This window comes from Acidithiobacillus sp. IBUN Pt1247-S3, assembly GCF_041146875.1.
In the GTDB taxonomy this organism is placed as follows: domain Bacteria; phylum Pseudomonadota; class Gammaproteobacteria; order Acidithiobacillales; family Acidithiobacillaceae; genus Igneacidithiobacillus.
In genome coordinates, this window is sequence record NZ_JBFRXP010000019.1 from 19,253 (window position 1) to 34,262 (window position 15,010).

Annotated in this window: 15 protein-coding genes; 2 read left to right on the forward strand and 13 right to left on the reverse strand. The window is 55.8% G+C overall.

The genetic code is table 11. The features are described from left to right. Positions 1–10 precede the first annotated feature (10 nt). The gene (locus AB4090_RS12130) at positions 11–931 is read left to right on the forward strand and encodes a LysR substrate-binding domain-containing protein (protein WP_369574145.1); all 921 of its coding nucleotides are present in this window, start codon (positions 11–13) and stop codon (positions 929–931) included. On the opposite strand, the gene AB4090_RS12135 is transcribed toward AB4090_RS12130, so the two are convergent. From AB4090_RS12135 to AB4090_RS12195, 13 genes are all read right to left on the reverse strand, one after another. Beyond that, complete coding sequence (locus AB4090_RS12135) at positions 923–2,539, reverse strand: gamma-glutamyltransferase family protein (RefSeq protein WP_369574146.1); 1,617 nt, start codon at positions 2,537–2,539, stop codon at positions 923–925. The genes AB4090_RS12130 and AB4090_RS12135 overlap by 9 nt on opposite strands. Before the next feature lie 100 nt (positions 2,540–2,639). Beyond that, positions 2,640–3,026, reverse strand: a complete 387-nt coding sequence (gene hpxZ, locus AB4090_RS12140) for an oxalurate catabolism protein HpxZ (RefSeq protein ID WP_369574147.1) — start codon at positions 3,024–3,026, stop codon at positions 2,640–2,642. A gap of 11 nt (positions 3,027–3,037) precedes the next feature. Next, positions 3,038–4,420: an AtzE family amidohydrolase gene (locus AB4090_RS12145; protein ID WP_369574148.1), complete on the reverse strand. Its 1,383-nt coding sequence runs from the start codon at positions 4,418–4,420 to the stop codon at positions 3,038–3,040. A gap of 12 nt (positions 4,421–4,432) precedes the next feature. Next, entirely contained in the window at positions 4,433–4,630 is a 198-nt protein-coding gene (locus AB4090_RS12150; protein WP_369574149.1) for a DUF4089 domain-containing protein, read from the reverse strand. A gap of 59 nt (positions 4,631–4,689) precedes the next feature. Then, positions 4,690–5,790, reverse strand: coding sequence for a ring-opening amidohydrolase (locus tag AB4090_RS12155; protein WP_369574150.1), 1,101 nt, complete (start codon positions 5,788–5,790; stop codon positions 4,690–4,692). A gap of 9 nt (positions 5,791–5,799) precedes the next feature. Next, positions 5,800–6,375: an ureidoglycolate lyase gene (locus tag AB4090_RS12160; protein WP_369574151.1), complete on the reverse strand. Its 576-nt coding sequence runs from the start codon at positions 6,373–6,375 to the stop codon at positions 5,800–5,802. Positions 6,376–6,503: 128 nt separating this feature from the next. Beyond that, positions 6,504–7,598 carry a phosphorylase gene (locus AB4090_RS12165; protein ID WP_369574152.1) on the reverse strand — a complete coding sequence of 365 codons (1,095 nt, stop codon included), beginning with the start codon at positions 7,596–7,598 and terminating at the stop codon, positions 6,504–6,506. After that, entirely contained in the window at positions 7,534–8,538 is a 1,005-nt protein-coding gene (locus AB4090_RS12170) for an adenosine deaminase (RefSeq protein WP_369574153.1), read from the reverse strand. The genes AB4090_RS12165 and AB4090_RS12170 overlap by 65 nt, the downstream gene beginning before the upstream one ends. Next, the gene (locus AB4090_RS12175; protein ID WP_369574154.1) at positions 8,535–9,785 is read right to left on the reverse strand and encodes an amidohydrolase family protein; all 1,251 of its coding nucleotides are present in this window, start codon (positions 9,783–9,785) and stop codon (positions 8,535–8,537) included. Before AB4090_RS12175 ends, AB4090_RS12170 begins: the two co-directional genes overlap by 4 nt. Next, positions 9,785–11,167 (reverse strand): cytosine permease, encoded by a 1,383-nt coding sequence (locus AB4090_RS12180; RefSeq protein WP_369574155.1) that lies wholly within the window; start codon positions 11,165–11,167, stop codon positions 9,785–9,787. Before AB4090_RS12180 ends, AB4090_RS12175 begins: the two co-directional genes overlap by 1 nt. Before the next feature lie 18 nt (positions 11,168–11,185). Further along, positions 11,186–11,938, reverse strand: coding sequence for an energy transducer TonB (locus AB4090_RS12185; RefSeq protein WP_369574156.1), 753 nt, complete (start codon positions 11,936–11,938; stop codon positions 11,186–11,188). Positions 11,939–11,974: 36 nt separating this feature from the next. Further along, the gene (locus AB4090_RS12190) at positions 11,975–12,373 is read right to left on the reverse strand and encodes an ExbD/TolR family protein (protein ID WP_369574157.1); all 399 of its coding nucleotides are present in this window, start codon (positions 12,371–12,373) and stop codon (positions 11,975–11,977) included. A gap of 12 nt (positions 12,374–12,385) precedes the next feature. Then, complete coding sequence (locus AB4090_RS12195; RefSeq protein ID WP_369574158.1) at positions 12,386–13,090, reverse strand: MotA/TolQ/ExbB proton channel family protein; 705 nt, start codon at positions 13,088–13,090, stop codon at positions 12,386–12,388. A gap of 326 nt (positions 13,091–13,416) precedes the next feature. On the opposite strand from AB4090_RS12195, the gene AB4090_RS12200 reads away from it, so the two are divergent. Next, on the forward strand, positions 13,417–15,000 hold the full coding sequence (locus tag AB4090_RS12200) for an APC family permease (RefSeq protein ID WP_369574159.1): 1,584 nt from the start codon (positions 13,417–13,419) through the stop codon (positions 14,998–15,000). The last annotated feature ends 10 nt before the right edge of the window (positions 15,001–15,010 follow it).

A 15,010-nucleotide genomic window follows, 5' to 3' on the forward strand; every position in this document is an offset into this window, starting at 1 on the left:
CGGAGCTCCCATGCGTCATCTCCGGCTATTTGAGTACATTGATGCGATCGTGCGCGAGGGTTCCGTAAGGCGCGCGGCGGAAAAGCTCTATGTCACCGCTTCTGCGCTAGACCGGCGCCTACAGGATCTAGAAGAGGAGCTGGGTACATCGATCTTTGAGCGACACGCGCGTGGAATGCGTCTGACCGCTGCCGGCGAGATTTATGTCAACTACATCCGCCGCCATCTCGCCGAAAGTGCGCGCGTGCAGTCGGAGGTCGACCGACTGCAAGGAATGCAGCAGGGGCAGGTCGCAATTGCTGTGAGCCCGGCGTTGGCTACCGACTTTGCTCCTGAGCTCATACGCAAATTTCGCAAACAGCATCCGGGTATTTCTTTCGTCATCAAGGTAGCGCAGCACGAGCTTGCCATGCAGTATTTGCTGAGTTTTGACGTCGACTTAGCCATCATCATCGCGCCGCCCAAGCATCCAGATGTCTTTGATCTGGCGGTGGTGAAACAGCCGCTGCTTGCAGCTATGGACGTCGAACATCCACTAGCAAAGAAAAAACCGTTGCGCTTGAGCGATTGCCTGCAGTATCCCCTGGTGCTCCCCTCGACCGGTCTCACCACCCGCGAGATGCTCGACACCGTCCTGCACCCTCCGGGAAGAGACGTCAAAGTTGCGGCGGAAACCAATTCTTACGAGGTAATGCGCGGACTTCTCCACGGCACGGACGAAATTGGCTTCGTGCTCTCCACCGGCAATCATCAGACCGCGAATGGCAATTCCATTGTCTATCGCCCCATCAATGCGCGCGAGATTCATCCTGTGCCCATCATCTGCGCACAGCTGCGCAATCGCGGTCTTTCGGTAGCGGCGGCACAGTTCTCCCACCTGGTCATTCAGGAGATGGAAAGCATGTACATGGAAGAAGATGCCTCAGACTGAATCAGGCCCAGCGACGCCGCCATCGCTGCGCGGGTCGCTTGCGCCCATCCAGCTGCCATCCGGCTGGACGCGCAGGATGCCAGCATGTCCCATGAGATCGCTGTAGGCAGGCACGACTTGCAGCGTATGCCCCCAGCGCTGCAGGCGTTCTCGCACTCGTTGATCATAGCGGGATTCGAGACGCAGGGCAGTGACTGGATTCCCCCAGGTACGCCCCAGCAACCAGCGTGGTGCATCAACCGCAGCATAGGGGTCGAGATTATGAAACAAATGACGAAAGAGCAGCGACGCTTGGGTTTGTGGTTGTCCATCTCCCCCCATGCTGCCATAGGCCATTTGGATACTGCCCTCTCGTCCGAATAGCGCCGGATTTAGCGTATGGAAGGGCCGCATACCGGGTACCAAACTGCGCGAGTCGCTAGGCTCGAGGAAAAAGGCACAGCCGCGGTTGTTCCACAGCACACCAGAGCTACCGGCTACAACGCCGCTGCCAAATTCGTGATACAGACTCTGGATGACGCTCGCGACCCGCCCTTGGCCATCGACCACGGCAAACCAAGTAGTATCACCCAGCGCCGATTGCCAGGGAGGGAGTAGCCCGACCAATCCGCCGCGGATTTCATCCGCTTGTCGATCCAGGACATCTTCTTGCAACAGCGCTAGCCAGGACGGATGCGTCGCCCGACGCGGGTCTTGCACTACACGGTCCCGAAGCGGAAAAACGCGCCGCGTTACCTCGACGGCACCATGCACCAGTTCGGCACCCAGGGGATCAGCATCCCCTAACCCCAAACGCTCCATGATGCCGGCAATCATCAGCGAGGCAATACCCTGGCTGGGCGGCGGGAGATTGAACAGGGTTCCGCCCGCAAAAGATAACTGCAGCGGCTCTACCCATTCCGCTGCGTAGCCACGCAAATCGTCCGGCTGCAGCAGGCTTCCCTTGGCGCGCAGGGAGCCAAGCATCTGCTCTGCGAGATCACCCTCATAGAACACTGCAGGCCCCTCTTCCATCAGGCGGGCGAGGGTTCGCGCAAGGGCAGGTTGCGCGAAATTTTCTTCTGCGCGAAGCAAAACCCCATTCGGCAAATACTGTGCGCGGAAGTCCTCGTCGTTCTCCAGATCCCGGTGATACTGGCGCAACGTACGATCTTGATTTGGGCTCATGGGAAACCCCCGCATCGCAAGTTCCTGCGCAGGAGCCAGAAGATCTCCCCAGCCGAGTCTGCCGCCCCAACTGTTTGCGGAATAGGATTGCGCGGCCTCCCAACCCCGTAGCATTCCCGGCACTGTCATCGCCGACAGGGCACCACGAAACGGGATTTGCGTCAGGCCGCGCGCACGAAATACTTCTATGTCGTAGTCGCGCCCCGCAGAGCCAGCGGCCATCAGTCCACGCACGGAAGACAGGCTGCCGTCGGAAACCAGCCAGAAGGCATCGCCCCCCAGGCCGGTCATGTGCGGATAAACGACAGATAAGGCAGCAGAAACGGCAATGGCCGCTTCGACGGCGTTGGCACCGCGCGCCAAAGCTTGTGCGCCCGCCTCTGCCGCGAGTGCGTGGGGCGCCGTGACCAACCCCTGCGTTCCCAGCGCTTGGAGGCTCATACGCACTGCCTCCAAGCTTTTACACGCGATTTCGCCAATTTCAACTCCTGTGTGCGGTTGCGTCTGCGTCGTGCTGCCGAGGAGGCGGGCTGGGCTCAGATCAAGACACTTTCGGCATCAGACTCACGTGTGCGGCTACCACTCGCCAACCCTCGGGGGTACGCATCCAGGTTTGGCTTTGACGGCCGTGGACACTGTCGCGCAGAAATTCCGTATTCGCGGTAGCGAAATCTTCACCATAGGTAGTTATGACGGTATTGACCAAACGTCGTTGAAGGGCTTGTCCGGGACGACTGGCGCGAAATTCCGCAATCGCCGGGTAGCCATAGAGATTTTCCGCGACGCCATAACGCAGGGTGTGTTCGGAATTCCAAAACAGTTCATCGAGAACATCGACATCGTTTTCGATCAAGGCTCTTTCGTACTGCTCAAAGGCCTCCAAAACTTCTGCATGCACAGTCGGTTGATTGATCTTTGGCGATTGCATGACTTTTCTCCTTAGGTTTGCGGAATTGCACTGCGAAAACCACGTGCCTCCAAGACCCGCGCTATCTGCAGGGCCTTGGCCTCCTGCCACGGTGCAGCAATGATCTGCACGCCAATCGGCAGTGAATCTGGCAACTGCAGCGGCACAGACACCACCGGCAGGCCGATAAAAGAAAACGGCTGGGTATAGAGCCCCAGATGCGGGCGCACGAGCATCTCCTCGCCACCAAGCTCCATGGTCTTTTGACCAATCGCCGGGGCGGTCATGGGTGTCGCCGGAGCGAGCAGGATGTCGTACTGGGAAAAGATCTCCGCGACAATCTTCTGAAACCGGGCACGCACCCGTTGCGCCTGCAGATAGGCTGTTGCCGGCAACAGAGCCCCGGCGAGCATGCGGTCGCGCACATCGGGGTCATAATCGGCGGCGCGGGTACGCAGATTGGGAAGATGTAAGTTGCTACTCTCGGCATTGGTAATCACATAAGCAGCGGCCCGCGCCGCGATGACTTCTGGGATCTCGATAGTGGCTTGCGCAGCCAAGGCGTCTGCCACCCGTCGCAGGGCCTCCCGCGATGCGTCGGTCCCTTGCTGCGCGAAGTACCCCCCCAACACCGCAATACGCAAGTGCGGGTCCAAGTCGTTGCTCAACACGCCTACTGGCTCGGTCGCGCGCTCGGCCAAAGCCGCATCACGATCGTCTGGCCCTTGCAAGGCATCATAAGCCAAAGCCAAATCCTGCACCGTACGCGCCATGGGCCCGACATGATCAAGACTCGGACAAAAAGGGAAACTCCCCCCGCGCGACAGGCGACCGTAGGTCGGCTTGAGGCCAAAGATGCCGCAAAGCGACGATGGCACGCGGATGGAACCGTTGGTATCCGAACCCAGCGCCAGCGGTACTAGGCTGCCCCCTACGGCAGAACCACTGCCGCCACTGGATCCACCACTCATCCGTTGCAGATCGTGCGGATTGCGTGAGGGACCATAATGCAGGTTTTCGCCCGTGAAGTCATAAGCATACTCGCCCATGTTCAGGGCGCCGACCAGTATCGCTCCAGCCGCAGCCAGACGTTGAATCAAGGTGGCATCCGCAGTCGCTGGCGGCAGGTCACGATTGATTTTGGAGCCTGCCAGAGTCACTTCCCCCTGGATGTCGAAAAGATTTTTGACCGCAAAGGGCACTCCTGCCAAGGGCCCAGGATTCTTCCCGGCAGCAACCAGCTGGTCCACATGTGCTGCCTCCTGGCGTGCCCGTTCCGCCGTTACCAGAGTAAAGGCATTGAGGCGAGGATTCTGAGCCGAGATACGTGCCAAGGCATCATCGATCACTGCAGTTGCAGTCCAGCTACCCGTGCACACCTTTTCCGCGATTTCCGCAGCACTGGTCCAGTCCATGAGCAAGCTCCTTTATGCGTGGAAAATGGGAGCGAAATCGTCTTCCATCTGCAACGGCATCGTCTCCATCGCGGCCGCCATGCGCAAAGAAATTTGCAGATATCTTTTCACCCCGGCGGCATGCTCTTCTGCAATGGGCAAACCCACTACGGCACTGGTCTGGTGCAGATAGCGATCGAGTTCCTCAGGCGAGATCTGGTAGTCGGTCATCTTGCTTTTCCTTTTGCTGATAGGTTTGCTGGCACAGTTGAAGTCGTTCCCCGAACACGCTAACTGCAATCTCGGCCATGCGCTCTTCTCGCAATGATAGCCACTGGCCCACCACCCAACGGCCCTTGGTGCTCGGCGCGGGTAGAGACATATACCGCCGATTCGCCTAAAACACCGGAGAGCAAACTGGATACCACACTGCGGGAGTGACGCATGTCGGAGATGTCGCCATCCGTCCACATGGTATGCCGGCGACCACGTACCGAGCCGCGGGGGTCCGCGTCGGATTTCGCAAAGGCACCGAGTACCCGCGCGCTGGCGTCCTTGGACAGTTGGCCATTGATTGGCTCCAACCCCAACGCTCCCAGCACTTGGTAGATGGCACCAGTATCCAGAATATCCCGCATAACCCCGTGCGCGATCTGATACTCCGCAACCCAGCCGGACGCATTGGCAAAGAGGCAGATTTCCGAGCGCAGCAGCGCGGGTTTGGCCGACACACTGGCGCGGGCAGAAAATTGCGTCCAGTCGCGATTGATCATCTCGTCATGGAGCGCATCGCCAGTGACCTCCCCCAGGGCCAGGGCAACTCCCAATGCCGAGGCACCACGCGACCAGGCCATGTCGCAACGCCATTCCTTTGCCAACTGCCGCTCCGGGTCTACGGGAATGGGCGGAATCGCCCCCTTGACCTGTACCAGATGCACGTCGTCGGCACTCACTTCGAGCTGCGACTGTAACCCGCGTACCACACGCGCTGTCTCCAGAATCATCGGCAGCCGCCCCACCTCTTCCGGGGCAAAAGACCGGGTATACCCCACCGCCAGGGCCAGCCCCTTTTCAAGGCCTGGGGCGGGTGTTTCATCGACCGTAAAAACCAAGTAATGCGGGCAAGTCACCCCCTCCGTGCCGCCCGAGAAAGAGAGGACGATACGGTCTTCGATTTCTTCGGCGGTGCAATCCAAGCTTGGCCCGAGCAAACGACCCAGCGCCATAATCGCCAATCCGCGACTGAAATCGTTGATCGCGCCATTGCCCTCGGTCTTGCCGAGGATGGCCACGATCTGCTGCGGCTCAATTTCTCCTGCCGCAATCGCTGCCGCCAGACCACTCACGTCGGCCGGGCTACTGGAAAAAAAACGGTGGACCTGCGTACGCATGGACAATCCTTAAAAGGGAACCCGCAGCACCTTACCGGTGCGCCGCTGGATATCGATCTTGTAGACGTCACCGGTATCCATTTCGTCGGCGGATTGCGCCGAAGCCAATGCCGTCACCACCTCGTCCGAGTTCATGGTAAGCACGGTCACCGGTCGTTCCACGAAGGCCATAGGGAAATCATGCCAGGTTCCCACATGAATCATCAGCCCATGTCCGGCCGGGATGCGAAAGGCCTTTACATCCTCAAGGCGGGGGACATTTTCCCCTTGCAGATGATTGGGTTTGCCCAGCACCATAGCAAAAGGCGAACTCCCGAGGCCCACAAAGATTTGACTCATGCGCCCGTGTCGCTCCAGCCAGGTGATTTCCGGGCTCCGATGAGAAATCCGCGCGGTGCGAATCACCGCCTTTCCCGTGTAGACAAAATCGAGGTTCTGGCCTTCCTCAACGCTCCCTTGATAAAAGGGGATCGTCAGACCGGGCGCATAGACCGCTTCCGAGATCATCACGCCATACTCTTTTAAGGACTCCTCAGTGGCATCCACCAAGGGCACATCAACGATTTGCTGCTCCATCACTTCCATAACTTACTCCTGCGCACTCCGCGCTCTTGGCGATCGCAAGCTCCACGCCATCCAATCCTCTTATTTCAGTGAAAGCGCCTATCGGCCCAAGGCCTTCGCAAGGAAGGCATCGAAGCAAAGGCGACAATCTAGATTCCACCTTTTATTGACAAAATTTTCTTGATAATCGCTTGGGTAGCCAGCACGGCGTTCTGTTCGGCGAGCTCCCCAGCATAGAGGTCGCCCTTGGCCCAAATGCTTTCCTCGGTCTCCCCAGGCGGCGGCACATCAACGTCAGAGATACCACGAATGGAAAGGTAATGATCTGCCAACCCGAAACGAGACAATGCGGCAACATCCCCCAAATCTTCCATGGCGGTATTCGTATAATGTCCGGTTCCCTGGGTGTACAGCTTTACAATTTTTTCGGCAATTTCCTGGTTTTCCTTGCCAATCCAAAAGTCATCACCGGTAATCGTTGCGCCAACCAGGACCTTCGGCTGCTTTTGCAGATGAAATTTTTCATCCAGGGAGATAGCTGCTGCATCATTCTGCAATTTGATGTTGCGTGCTGCATCTTCGGCCAGCGCGAGAAGCCGGGGATTGATCCGATATGCAAGATTCTCCAGAGAATTCTGCGCGTAATTTGCACAATCCGTCGGATGGGCGAAATTTTTCGCGTAATTATCGCACCCAGGCGGCGACCAAGCCAATGTCTTGTTGTTGGCAAGATAATGGTGCCCAAACGCCCAAGAAATCACCCAATCATTGATGTACACACTACCCAAGGGGGAGTCTGCTTGATCCACGCCACCGGCAATGCCGCTGCGGATGAAAATGGTCTTGCGCACATCTAGTTGATGATCCTTGGCAAGGCTGGCAACCGATACTGCGGCATTGATTTCGCCCTCGCCGGTCTCGGTAACACAGACGCCATCCTGGTTGCAGAGTAGTGGACGAATCAGTCCAGAAATCTTTATCGATTTGTAGTGATACGGCTTTAACTCTTTCCATGCGTGCCATTCCGGCGGAAACGCAGTCAGGACAATCACTTTGGGCGCAAATAGAACTTCGGTTCCTGCTAGGGAAGGCAGCGAGAACATACCACTGGCTAGCACACAAACGGCAACAATACTCCCTCTAATTCGCATTTTATTGATCCTTTTTCGGAAATAAACATCAACCATAGACTGAGAGCTTTTCATACATTTCCCGCTTCTTATGCGCTTGCGCAAAACAGCCATCAATCGCATTTTTTTGCACCTGTATTGTTTGCTCGAAAGAGAGGCCCAGGGCGTCCCAGGTGTCGCTGATATTCGCAGTCAAATAGCCTCCAAAATATGCCGGGTCATCAGAGTTTATGGTAACCTTAAGCCCGGATTCCAATAGCCGCGCAACATTGTGTTGCTGTAGATTTCCGAATCCTCCCAACGCTACATTGGAAAATGGGCACACCGTGAGGGGGATTTGCTCCGCACGCAAGCGCTCTACCAACTCAGGCGACTCAAGGGCGCGTACCCCGTGATCGATACGCTCAACCCCCAGTTTGTCCAAAGCTTCGAGAATGTACTCCGGCGGTCCTTCCTCGCCGGCATGCGCTACCCGGTGTAGCCCTAGAGCGCGAGCAGCAGCAAAGGTCGCCGCAAATTTCGCAGGCGGATGATTTCTCTCGGCGGAATCCAGACCAACGCCAATGATTCCGCCAATTTTCTCCGCATCTTTCAGCAAAGCGATAGTACCCTCAGCAGGACGGTCACGCTCAAAACAGAGAATGAGCGCCGAGTCCACTCCCCACTCCCTCTCCGCCTCTCCTTGCGCAGCCGCGATCCCCGCCATGGACACCGCCAGGGGAACGCCGTGTTCTAAATGCGTTTGCGGGTCAAAAAACATTTCCGTATAGACAATATTTTCATCTCGACAATGACGCAGATACGCGAGCGTCAAGGCATAGAAATCCTGCTCTGTTTTCAGGCATTGGGTAGCGAGGTAGTACAGATTCAGAAAACTTTGCAGGTCTCTAAAGCGATAGGCTGCGCGCACCGCATCTACATCGTTGTAGGGGAGAGAAATCTGGTTTTTCTCTGCTAGGGAAAGCAGCATTTCTGGCTCTAAGCTGCCCTCTATATGCAGGTGCAACTCGATTTTCGGCATCTCCGCCAGCTTCTTTTTTTCTAACGTATTCATGATACTCCTTGTGGTTCTATTCGCTTACCCGAGAGCCAGGTTTCCAGCGGCCTCCTTTCCAGCTCTTCTGTCTTGCCCTCACACAGATCCCGGAACCAACCAGTGAGATCCTCTGCCTTGGGTTTCCCTGGCATTACAATAAAATCTGCGCGTTTACCAGGCATCAGATTGCCGGCCACAGCTGCTCTGCCCATGGCAGCAGCCCCCGCAAGAGTTGCACGATAGAGGCCCTCGGTTGCACTTACTTCCAAGCCAGCACTCTCGTGCACGGCAAAAAATCTTTGCAGCACATGCAGCATGCTATGGCTCGGGCCTGCTCCAATATCGGACGCCAAAGCCCACGGGATACCATACTCTCGCAACTTTTCCAGCGGCATTCTGGAATTGCCCAAGGCTTCATTGCTACTCGGACAATGCGCTACCCACGAGCCTCTATCGGCAAGACATGCCCACTCTGCATCACTCATTTCAATACAATGTGCCAGAACGGTCCGTGGACCGAGCAATCCTGCCCGATCATAGACATCCGTATAACTCTCCGCCTCGGGAAACAACTCTTTGACCCAGCACAGTTCTGCTCGGCTCTCGGCGAGGTGGGTTTGCACGAGAAGATTTTGTGCATCTGCGATTTGCCCCGCCACTCGCAAGTCCTGCGCACGCATGTTGGGCGCAAAGCGCGGCGTGATGGCATAGTGCTCTTTGCTGACATTCTCCACAAATGTGTTTAATTCTTCTGCTTCATGCTGGCTGTAACGCGTCAAATACGCTGGTGCATTGATAGCCATCAATGCATTACCTACTACCCAGTCGCCACGCATTTCCGCCAGTGCAACTTCTGTCGCTGCGCGATGCACACTCGAGAAGCTCAATCCCATAACGGTGCCTGCCCGCAGCATGTCGGAGTAGAATGTTTTCACCTGTTTGCGTGCCAGCGCCTCGTCCACAAACCGGCCTTCCTCTGGCCAGATATATTCCTGCAACCACTGTAAGAGCTCGCCACTGTAGGCGCCACGCACGGCGTGCTGTACCCAGTGACAGTGCAAGTCGGTGAATCCGGGCAACAACACGCCGTCGTGCTCTACGAGCTCAGACTTGGGGAATTCTGCGAGCATAGAAGCTACGCTGCCACTGGCGAGCACAGATCCCTTTTGCACGGCACAAACACCATCTTCCCTATAGTTCCAGGAGGAAGGATCCAGTGGGTTAAGGATTGCCGCTCGATGTAACTGCACTGGCGCTGCCAACATCATTGATGCTCCACGACTGTGCTAGCAATTTCCGTAAAGCTCTCCGCCTCGCGGCGTTTGCACAGCACCTGACGCGCGAGCTCCAAACCGGCACCAAAGGCAAAGCCAATGAGGGGCGAGAGATCATAGTTCGATAAAAGCTGCGCACCCCACCCTTCCCATAGAGGATTGTTGGAGAACACAATCGTTGCCAGTACCCCCACCAGCAGGATAGCTATCCGCCAGAGCGTGGATACTTCCGAGATAGCAGTCTTTCCCAAGCGCTGGCGGAAAAGCACCGCGATACAAACGATACCCGTCCACGGTGCTGCAACGATGATCAACAGATCAAGAAACGTTTGAAATGCCTCAAAAAATGAAGGCGAAACAAACAACACATAGAATGCCAGCAAAGTCGCCAGAACGGCGTCCAGTATCGTTACATATTTACGATTCAAGTCTCTGCCTAGCGTCACCGCCAAACTGAACGCAGAGCTATAGGAGTTTAAGAAATTAGATGCCAACAGCCCCAGGATTGCGAATACACAGAATGCCAGGTACAGCGCCGGAGAATCCATACCTTTGGCAGCCAAGGTTAAGCCACGGGCGCTAAGATTTACCCCTCCGGAAAAAGACAGCACCATCGCCAGCGACAAGATAAGCGCGCCGCCCACGGCTCCGCCCAGGGCCGGCCAAAAGAACACCGCCGGTCGGGTGCTGCTGCGTGCCAGATACCGCGAATAGTCGGAGGCGAACATGGTCCAGGAGAGCGCTCCGCCCATCAGTGTCAGTGATAATGCGGCAAAGGTTTGCAACCAGGACGTTTTAGAACCCGCGAAAGAATGCGACCAAAGCAGAGCGAAGCCATGCAAATGCCATAATATGTAGAGCGCAAACATCCCCATAACCAGAGACGCAAGGCTCTGCACCCGAACGATTGCCGCGTAGCCAATCACGGGTACCGCAAAGTTGGCCAGCACGCCCAATATGATTGCCAGTGTGAGTGCCGTCGAGCTCTGCGCAACGTGGAGATATTCGAGAACGCTGCGCAAGACGAAGATCACCAAAACCAGAACAACAGCCTGCCATCCCACTTGGGAAAACCAATTACTGATGGATATCAAGCGATTGAATTTTTCCCCAAAGAGCCTCGCAGATATCGCCATGGTGGGAATTCCGAGACGAAACCCTGGCAAACTAATTACCCCAACCGTCACAAAAAAAAGCGAAGCAAACAACAACACCCACAAAAAATTGGCATGCGGAAACAGTTCAACAATAAGAGCACCCAATGGCAGTGTCGATGCTGTCATCGTAGCAGCCAGCCAAATCAAACCCACACCGCCAGGTGAGGCGGTTCTTTCCGCATCCAGCGTAGGAGAAAGAGAGTGAACGTCTGCCATGGGTAATCTCCGTCTGTGTTATGAACCAGAATCCGAGCCCACCTCGATGGGGATCTCGAATACGGTATTCTGTTTGGGCATCTTCTTTAGGAAGGCTGGGAAGTTTCCACTCTTCACCGCCGCCACCGCTGCCCGATTCACCGCCCCCAATGGGCTAGGCTTAATGACTTTCGCCCATAAGACCTGACCACCAGGCGAGACCTCAAATTCCACCGTTGCCGTGCCGGACAAGCCCATCGCGCGCAATTCTGCCGGAACGTGCAGCTGGTTTTGAATGATGGGACGCAACTCCGCGACGTACTGGCCCATCAGATCCACCCGCTCCGCTGCGGAGATCGGCGGTGGCGCAGGAGGCGGCGCCGGTTTCGGTACGGGAACTGGCTTGGGCGGTGGAGGTGCCGCCTTCACCGGTGGTGCCGGTGGGGTCGGTACCGGCTTTGGCGGCACCACCATCTTGGGATGCGGCGCCGGCGGCGGCGGTGGCGTATGGTGAATGACGGGCTTGGGTGGCACCGGCTTTGGCGGGGTCGGTTTTACCACCGGCTTCGGAACCACTTTCGGGGGCTGTGGCAGGGTCACCATCTGTACGGCGATGACATGCTTCTTGGGCGGAGGAACGGGCTTGGTCTCGTGCGTTTCCCCGTACCAGGCCAAGGCGCCAATCAGCACCACTTCGACGAACACACCAGCAATCAGAGCCGCTACAAAGCGTCGACTGCCCTGTTCCGGATCTGGCGGTATCACCACGTTGTTCAAGACTGCGCTTGCCATTTGCTTGAATCTCCTGCAAATCGTTTCATGGTCCGATCAGGTCGTCTTCGTCGCAATACCGATGGCGGTAACTCCCGCCTTTTGACAGGCGTCCATCACGTGCACAAAGTCTTTGAAAGGCACCAACTTGTCGGCAGCAATGGTTACCTGCGTGTGGGATACATCCCCATCAGTCGAGAGAAAACTCGTCAAACCCTGCAAATCCATCTTCTTGCCCTTCACCTCCACCGTTCCATCCTTAAGGATATTCAATACAAAGTGGGGGTGCGGCAGGACCTTCGCTTGACTGGACGCCGGAAGCTGCAATTTCAAGCCCTTGTCGGTAATCATCTGTAGCGTAATCATGATGAAAAACACCAACAAGAACAGCATGACATCGATCATCGGGATAATTTCCACCCGACCCTTCTTGCGTGGACGTCGTACGGGAAGCATGAGGCATCCTCCTTACGCGTTTACCGCGACTGACATAACTTTGGCCTTAGAGGAATCAGCATCTGCATCCTCGAGCACGACCGGAGCACCATCGAGGCGATTCATGAGGACAACCTTGAGCGACTCCAATTGAAAGACCGTCTTATCGATGGAGTTGTTAAAGGCATTGAAGCTGATCAGCCCAATCATGGCAATCGCCAAACCCGATGCCGTAGCGATGAGTGCATCGGCTACGCCGCCCGTTACCGAAGTGGCATCGTGCCCGGGCGCCGCCAGAATGCTAAAGGCGTGAAACATCCCCAGAATGGTGCCAAAAAGGCCTAGCAACGGTGCAAGGGTGACGATGGTATCCAATACCCACAAGCGTTTGTCGAGACTTGGGGTGGTGAGGAAGATGGCTTCATCTAGCCGATTGGCGAAGGCCTCGCCACGGGCACTGCCATAGTGATGAACCAGGTTAAAGTGACGAAGTGCCACACCGATCAGCGATTCTTCCGGAAGTCCTTTGGCCATCACCGAGATTTCCTCTAGATCTGGACGGCGCAACTTACCCCGATTGGAAACCAGCCAAAGTATCTTTCTTCCTTTGGACATCGCGTTCCGTAGAAACCAAAAACGGTCGATGATCACCGCGAGCTCAATGGCAAGCAGGGCCATCAATAGGTACAGCACCCCATCCGAGTAGTTCGCTAAGTGGATAATATATGCAAACGTCATAATCATTCCCTTCCATAATTTCAGTAGGCCATATTGCCTTAATAGATGCTCACGCAATCAACGTGCCACAACTTCTTCGCAGATTCGCGGGGAAACCGAACTCTTTTTTGCACCATAATCGTGCAAACTGCACCAAGAATGGCCATCGTCAACTTTGCCGATGACTCCATAATACGCAAGAAGCGTTGCCTGAAAAGTGCAATTTTTGTCATTCACATTTGTCTTTTTAGCAACGCTAATCACTCCGGCGGAATCAACAGCCCTTCCATTGACGGACGACCTCTGCAACTTGCATCCTGCAAACACTACGCCAAGGAGCACTTTCAATGTCCTCAAAATTAAAGCGTGAAGTGGGTTTCTCCGGGCTGATATTTGCAAGCCTTGGGGGCATCATAGGTTCAGGTTGGCTTTTTGGCCCTTTGGACGCAGCGCGCGTCGCCGGCCCCCTGAGTATAGGGTCATGGGCGATCGGCGCCTTAACCATTCTACTGCTGGGCCTTACCTACGCCGAGGTGGGCCCCCTCTTTCCCCGTGCCGGTGCTGCAGCACACATCGCCAATGTCGTACACGGCAACCTGCTGGGTAAAATCTGGGCGTGGCTGCTCTTTATGTTTTATATCGCTATCGCACCGGTAGAAGTAGTGGCGGTGCTCACCTATGCCAACAACTACATTCCCGGGCTCTTGCAAGGTAACACCGGCCTGCTCAGCGGTTTGGGATTGATTGCTGCAGTGCTATTGCTAGGGGTCATGTTCCTGCTTAACTTTTTGGGTATCAAACGCGTAGCGATGGTGTTTTCTGGACTTGGATGGTGGAAGCTTGCCATACCCATCCTTACCATCATCGTTCTGGTAACCCAAAGCTATCACCCGGAAAATCTGCACATTCTGCATTTCACTAGCAGTTTTCATGGAATGTTTGTTGCCGTGGCATCTTCTGGCATTGTCTTCAGTTACCTCGGTTTTCGCCAAGCGATCGAACTGGGCGGGGAAGCCAAGAATCCTGGTAAACACATCCCTGGTGCGGTCATTGGTGCAATCGTGGTGGGCGCGATCATCTATGTGGGTTTGCAATGGGCTTTTTTGGTTGCGATGCCCCCGGATCAAGTCACTCAAGGCTGGCAAAAGTTGAATTTCCCCGGATTATTTGGTCCTTTTGCCGCCATTGCCACGCTGCTCGGTATCGGCTGGCTAGCAGTCCTCATTTACGCCGACGCATTGATTTCGCCCGGCGGCACGGCCTTAGTCTATGCGACCTCTGCAGCACGTGCCGTGGTGGCTAACGGTGAGGTCAAGGCAGGGCCGAGTTTCTTTACCAAAATCAGCCCCACCGGAGTGCCGTGGGTTGGGGTAATTGTCGCCTATGTGATCGGCTGCTTGTATTTTTTGCCCTTTCCGTCCTGGCAAAAACTGGTGGGTTTCATTACCACCATTTCGGTCATCACTTATGGCATCGGACCCATCGTACTCTTGCAGCTACGGCGTTCCGTCCCTGATCTCAAACGGCCCTTCCGCCTCAGGGGCGCGCAGGTGATTGCCCCTATTGCCTTCGTTCTTTCCTCGTTGGTGGCATATTGGGGCGGTTTCCAGGCATTGACCTACATCTTTGGCGCGCTCTTCGGCATACTGATCATCTACGCAATTTTGCGCCTGATTCGCGGCAAAGAATCGGGGATGTCCGGCTTCTACAATATCACCTGGATTTTTCCCTACTTCATTGGGCTCTGGTTGCTTTCGTACTTTGGGCCCAAGGTCCTGGGTGGCACCGGCGACATTGCCTTCTTCTGGTCGATGCTGTGGGTCGCTCTGCTGGCTATCGTATCGATGTTGTGGGCGCTAAAGGTAACGGTACCCGATGGCCGCGTGGCAGAATATTTTGCCAGCATGGCGGATGAGGGGATTTCTCTCTAAAACGCAAGCG

Bases quoted from the DNA above. Each gene is read 5' to 3' on its own strand.
- AB4090_RS12195 (WP_369574158.1), bottom strand. From the start codon at position 13,090: ATGACGTTTGCATATATTATCCACTTAGCGAACTACTCGGATGGGGTG.
- hpxZ (WP_369574147.1), bottom strand. From the start codon at position 3,026: ATGCAATCGCCAAAGATCAATCAACCGACTGTGCATGCAGAAGTTTTG.
- AB4090_RS12130 (WP_369574145.1), top strand. From the start codon at position 11: ATGCGTCATCTCCGGCTATTTGAGTACATTGATGCGATCGTGCGCGAG.
- AB4090_RS12145 (WP_369574148.1), bottom strand. From the start codon at position 4,420: ATGGACTGGACCAGTGCTGCGGAAATCGCGGAAAAGGTGTGCACGGGT.
- AB4090_RS12175 (WP_369574154.1), bottom strand. From the start codon at position 9,785: ATGTTGGCAGCGCCAGTGCAGTTACATCGAGCGGCAATCCTTAACCCA.
- AB4090_RS12155 (WP_369574150.1), bottom strand. From the start codon at position 5,790: ATGCGTACGCAGGTCCACCGTTTTTTTTCCAGTAGCCCGGCCGACGTG.
- AB4090_RS12135 (WP_369574146.1), bottom strand. From the start codon at position 2,539: ATGAGCCTCCAAGCGCTGGGAACGCAGGGGTTGGTCACGGCGCCCCAC.
- AB4090_RS12160 (WP_369574151.1), bottom strand. From the start codon at position 6,375: ATGGAAGTGATGGAGCAGCAAATCGTTGATGTGCCCTTGGTGGATGCC.
- AB4090_RS12190 (WP_369574157.1), bottom strand. From the start codon at position 12,373: ATGCTTCCCGTACGACGTCCACGCAAGAAGGGTCGGGTGGAAATTATC.
- AB4090_RS12185 (WP_369574156.1), bottom strand. From the start codon at position 11,938: ATGGCAAGCGCAGTCTTGAACAACGTGGTGATACCGCCAGATCCGGAA.
- AB4090_RS12200 (WP_369574159.1), top strand. From the start codon at position 13,417: ATGTCCTCAAAATTAAAGCGTGAAGTGGGTTTCTCCGGGCTGATATTT.
- AB4090_RS12170 (WP_369574153.1), bottom strand. From the start codon at position 8,538: ATGAATACGTTAGAAAAAAAGAAGCTGGCGGAGATGCCGAAAATCGAG.
- AB4090_RS12165 (WP_369574152.1), bottom strand. From the start codon at position 7,598: ATGGCTGTTTTGCGCAAGCGCATAAGAAGCGGGAAATGTATGAAAAGC.
- AB4090_RS12150 (WP_369574149.1), bottom strand. From the start codon at position 4,630: ATGACCGACTACCAGATCTCGCCTGAGGAACTCGATCGCTATCTGCAC.
- AB4090_RS12180 (WP_369574155.1), bottom strand. From the start codon at position 11,167: ATGGCAGACGTTCACTCTCTTTCTCCTACGCTGGATGCGGAAAGAACC.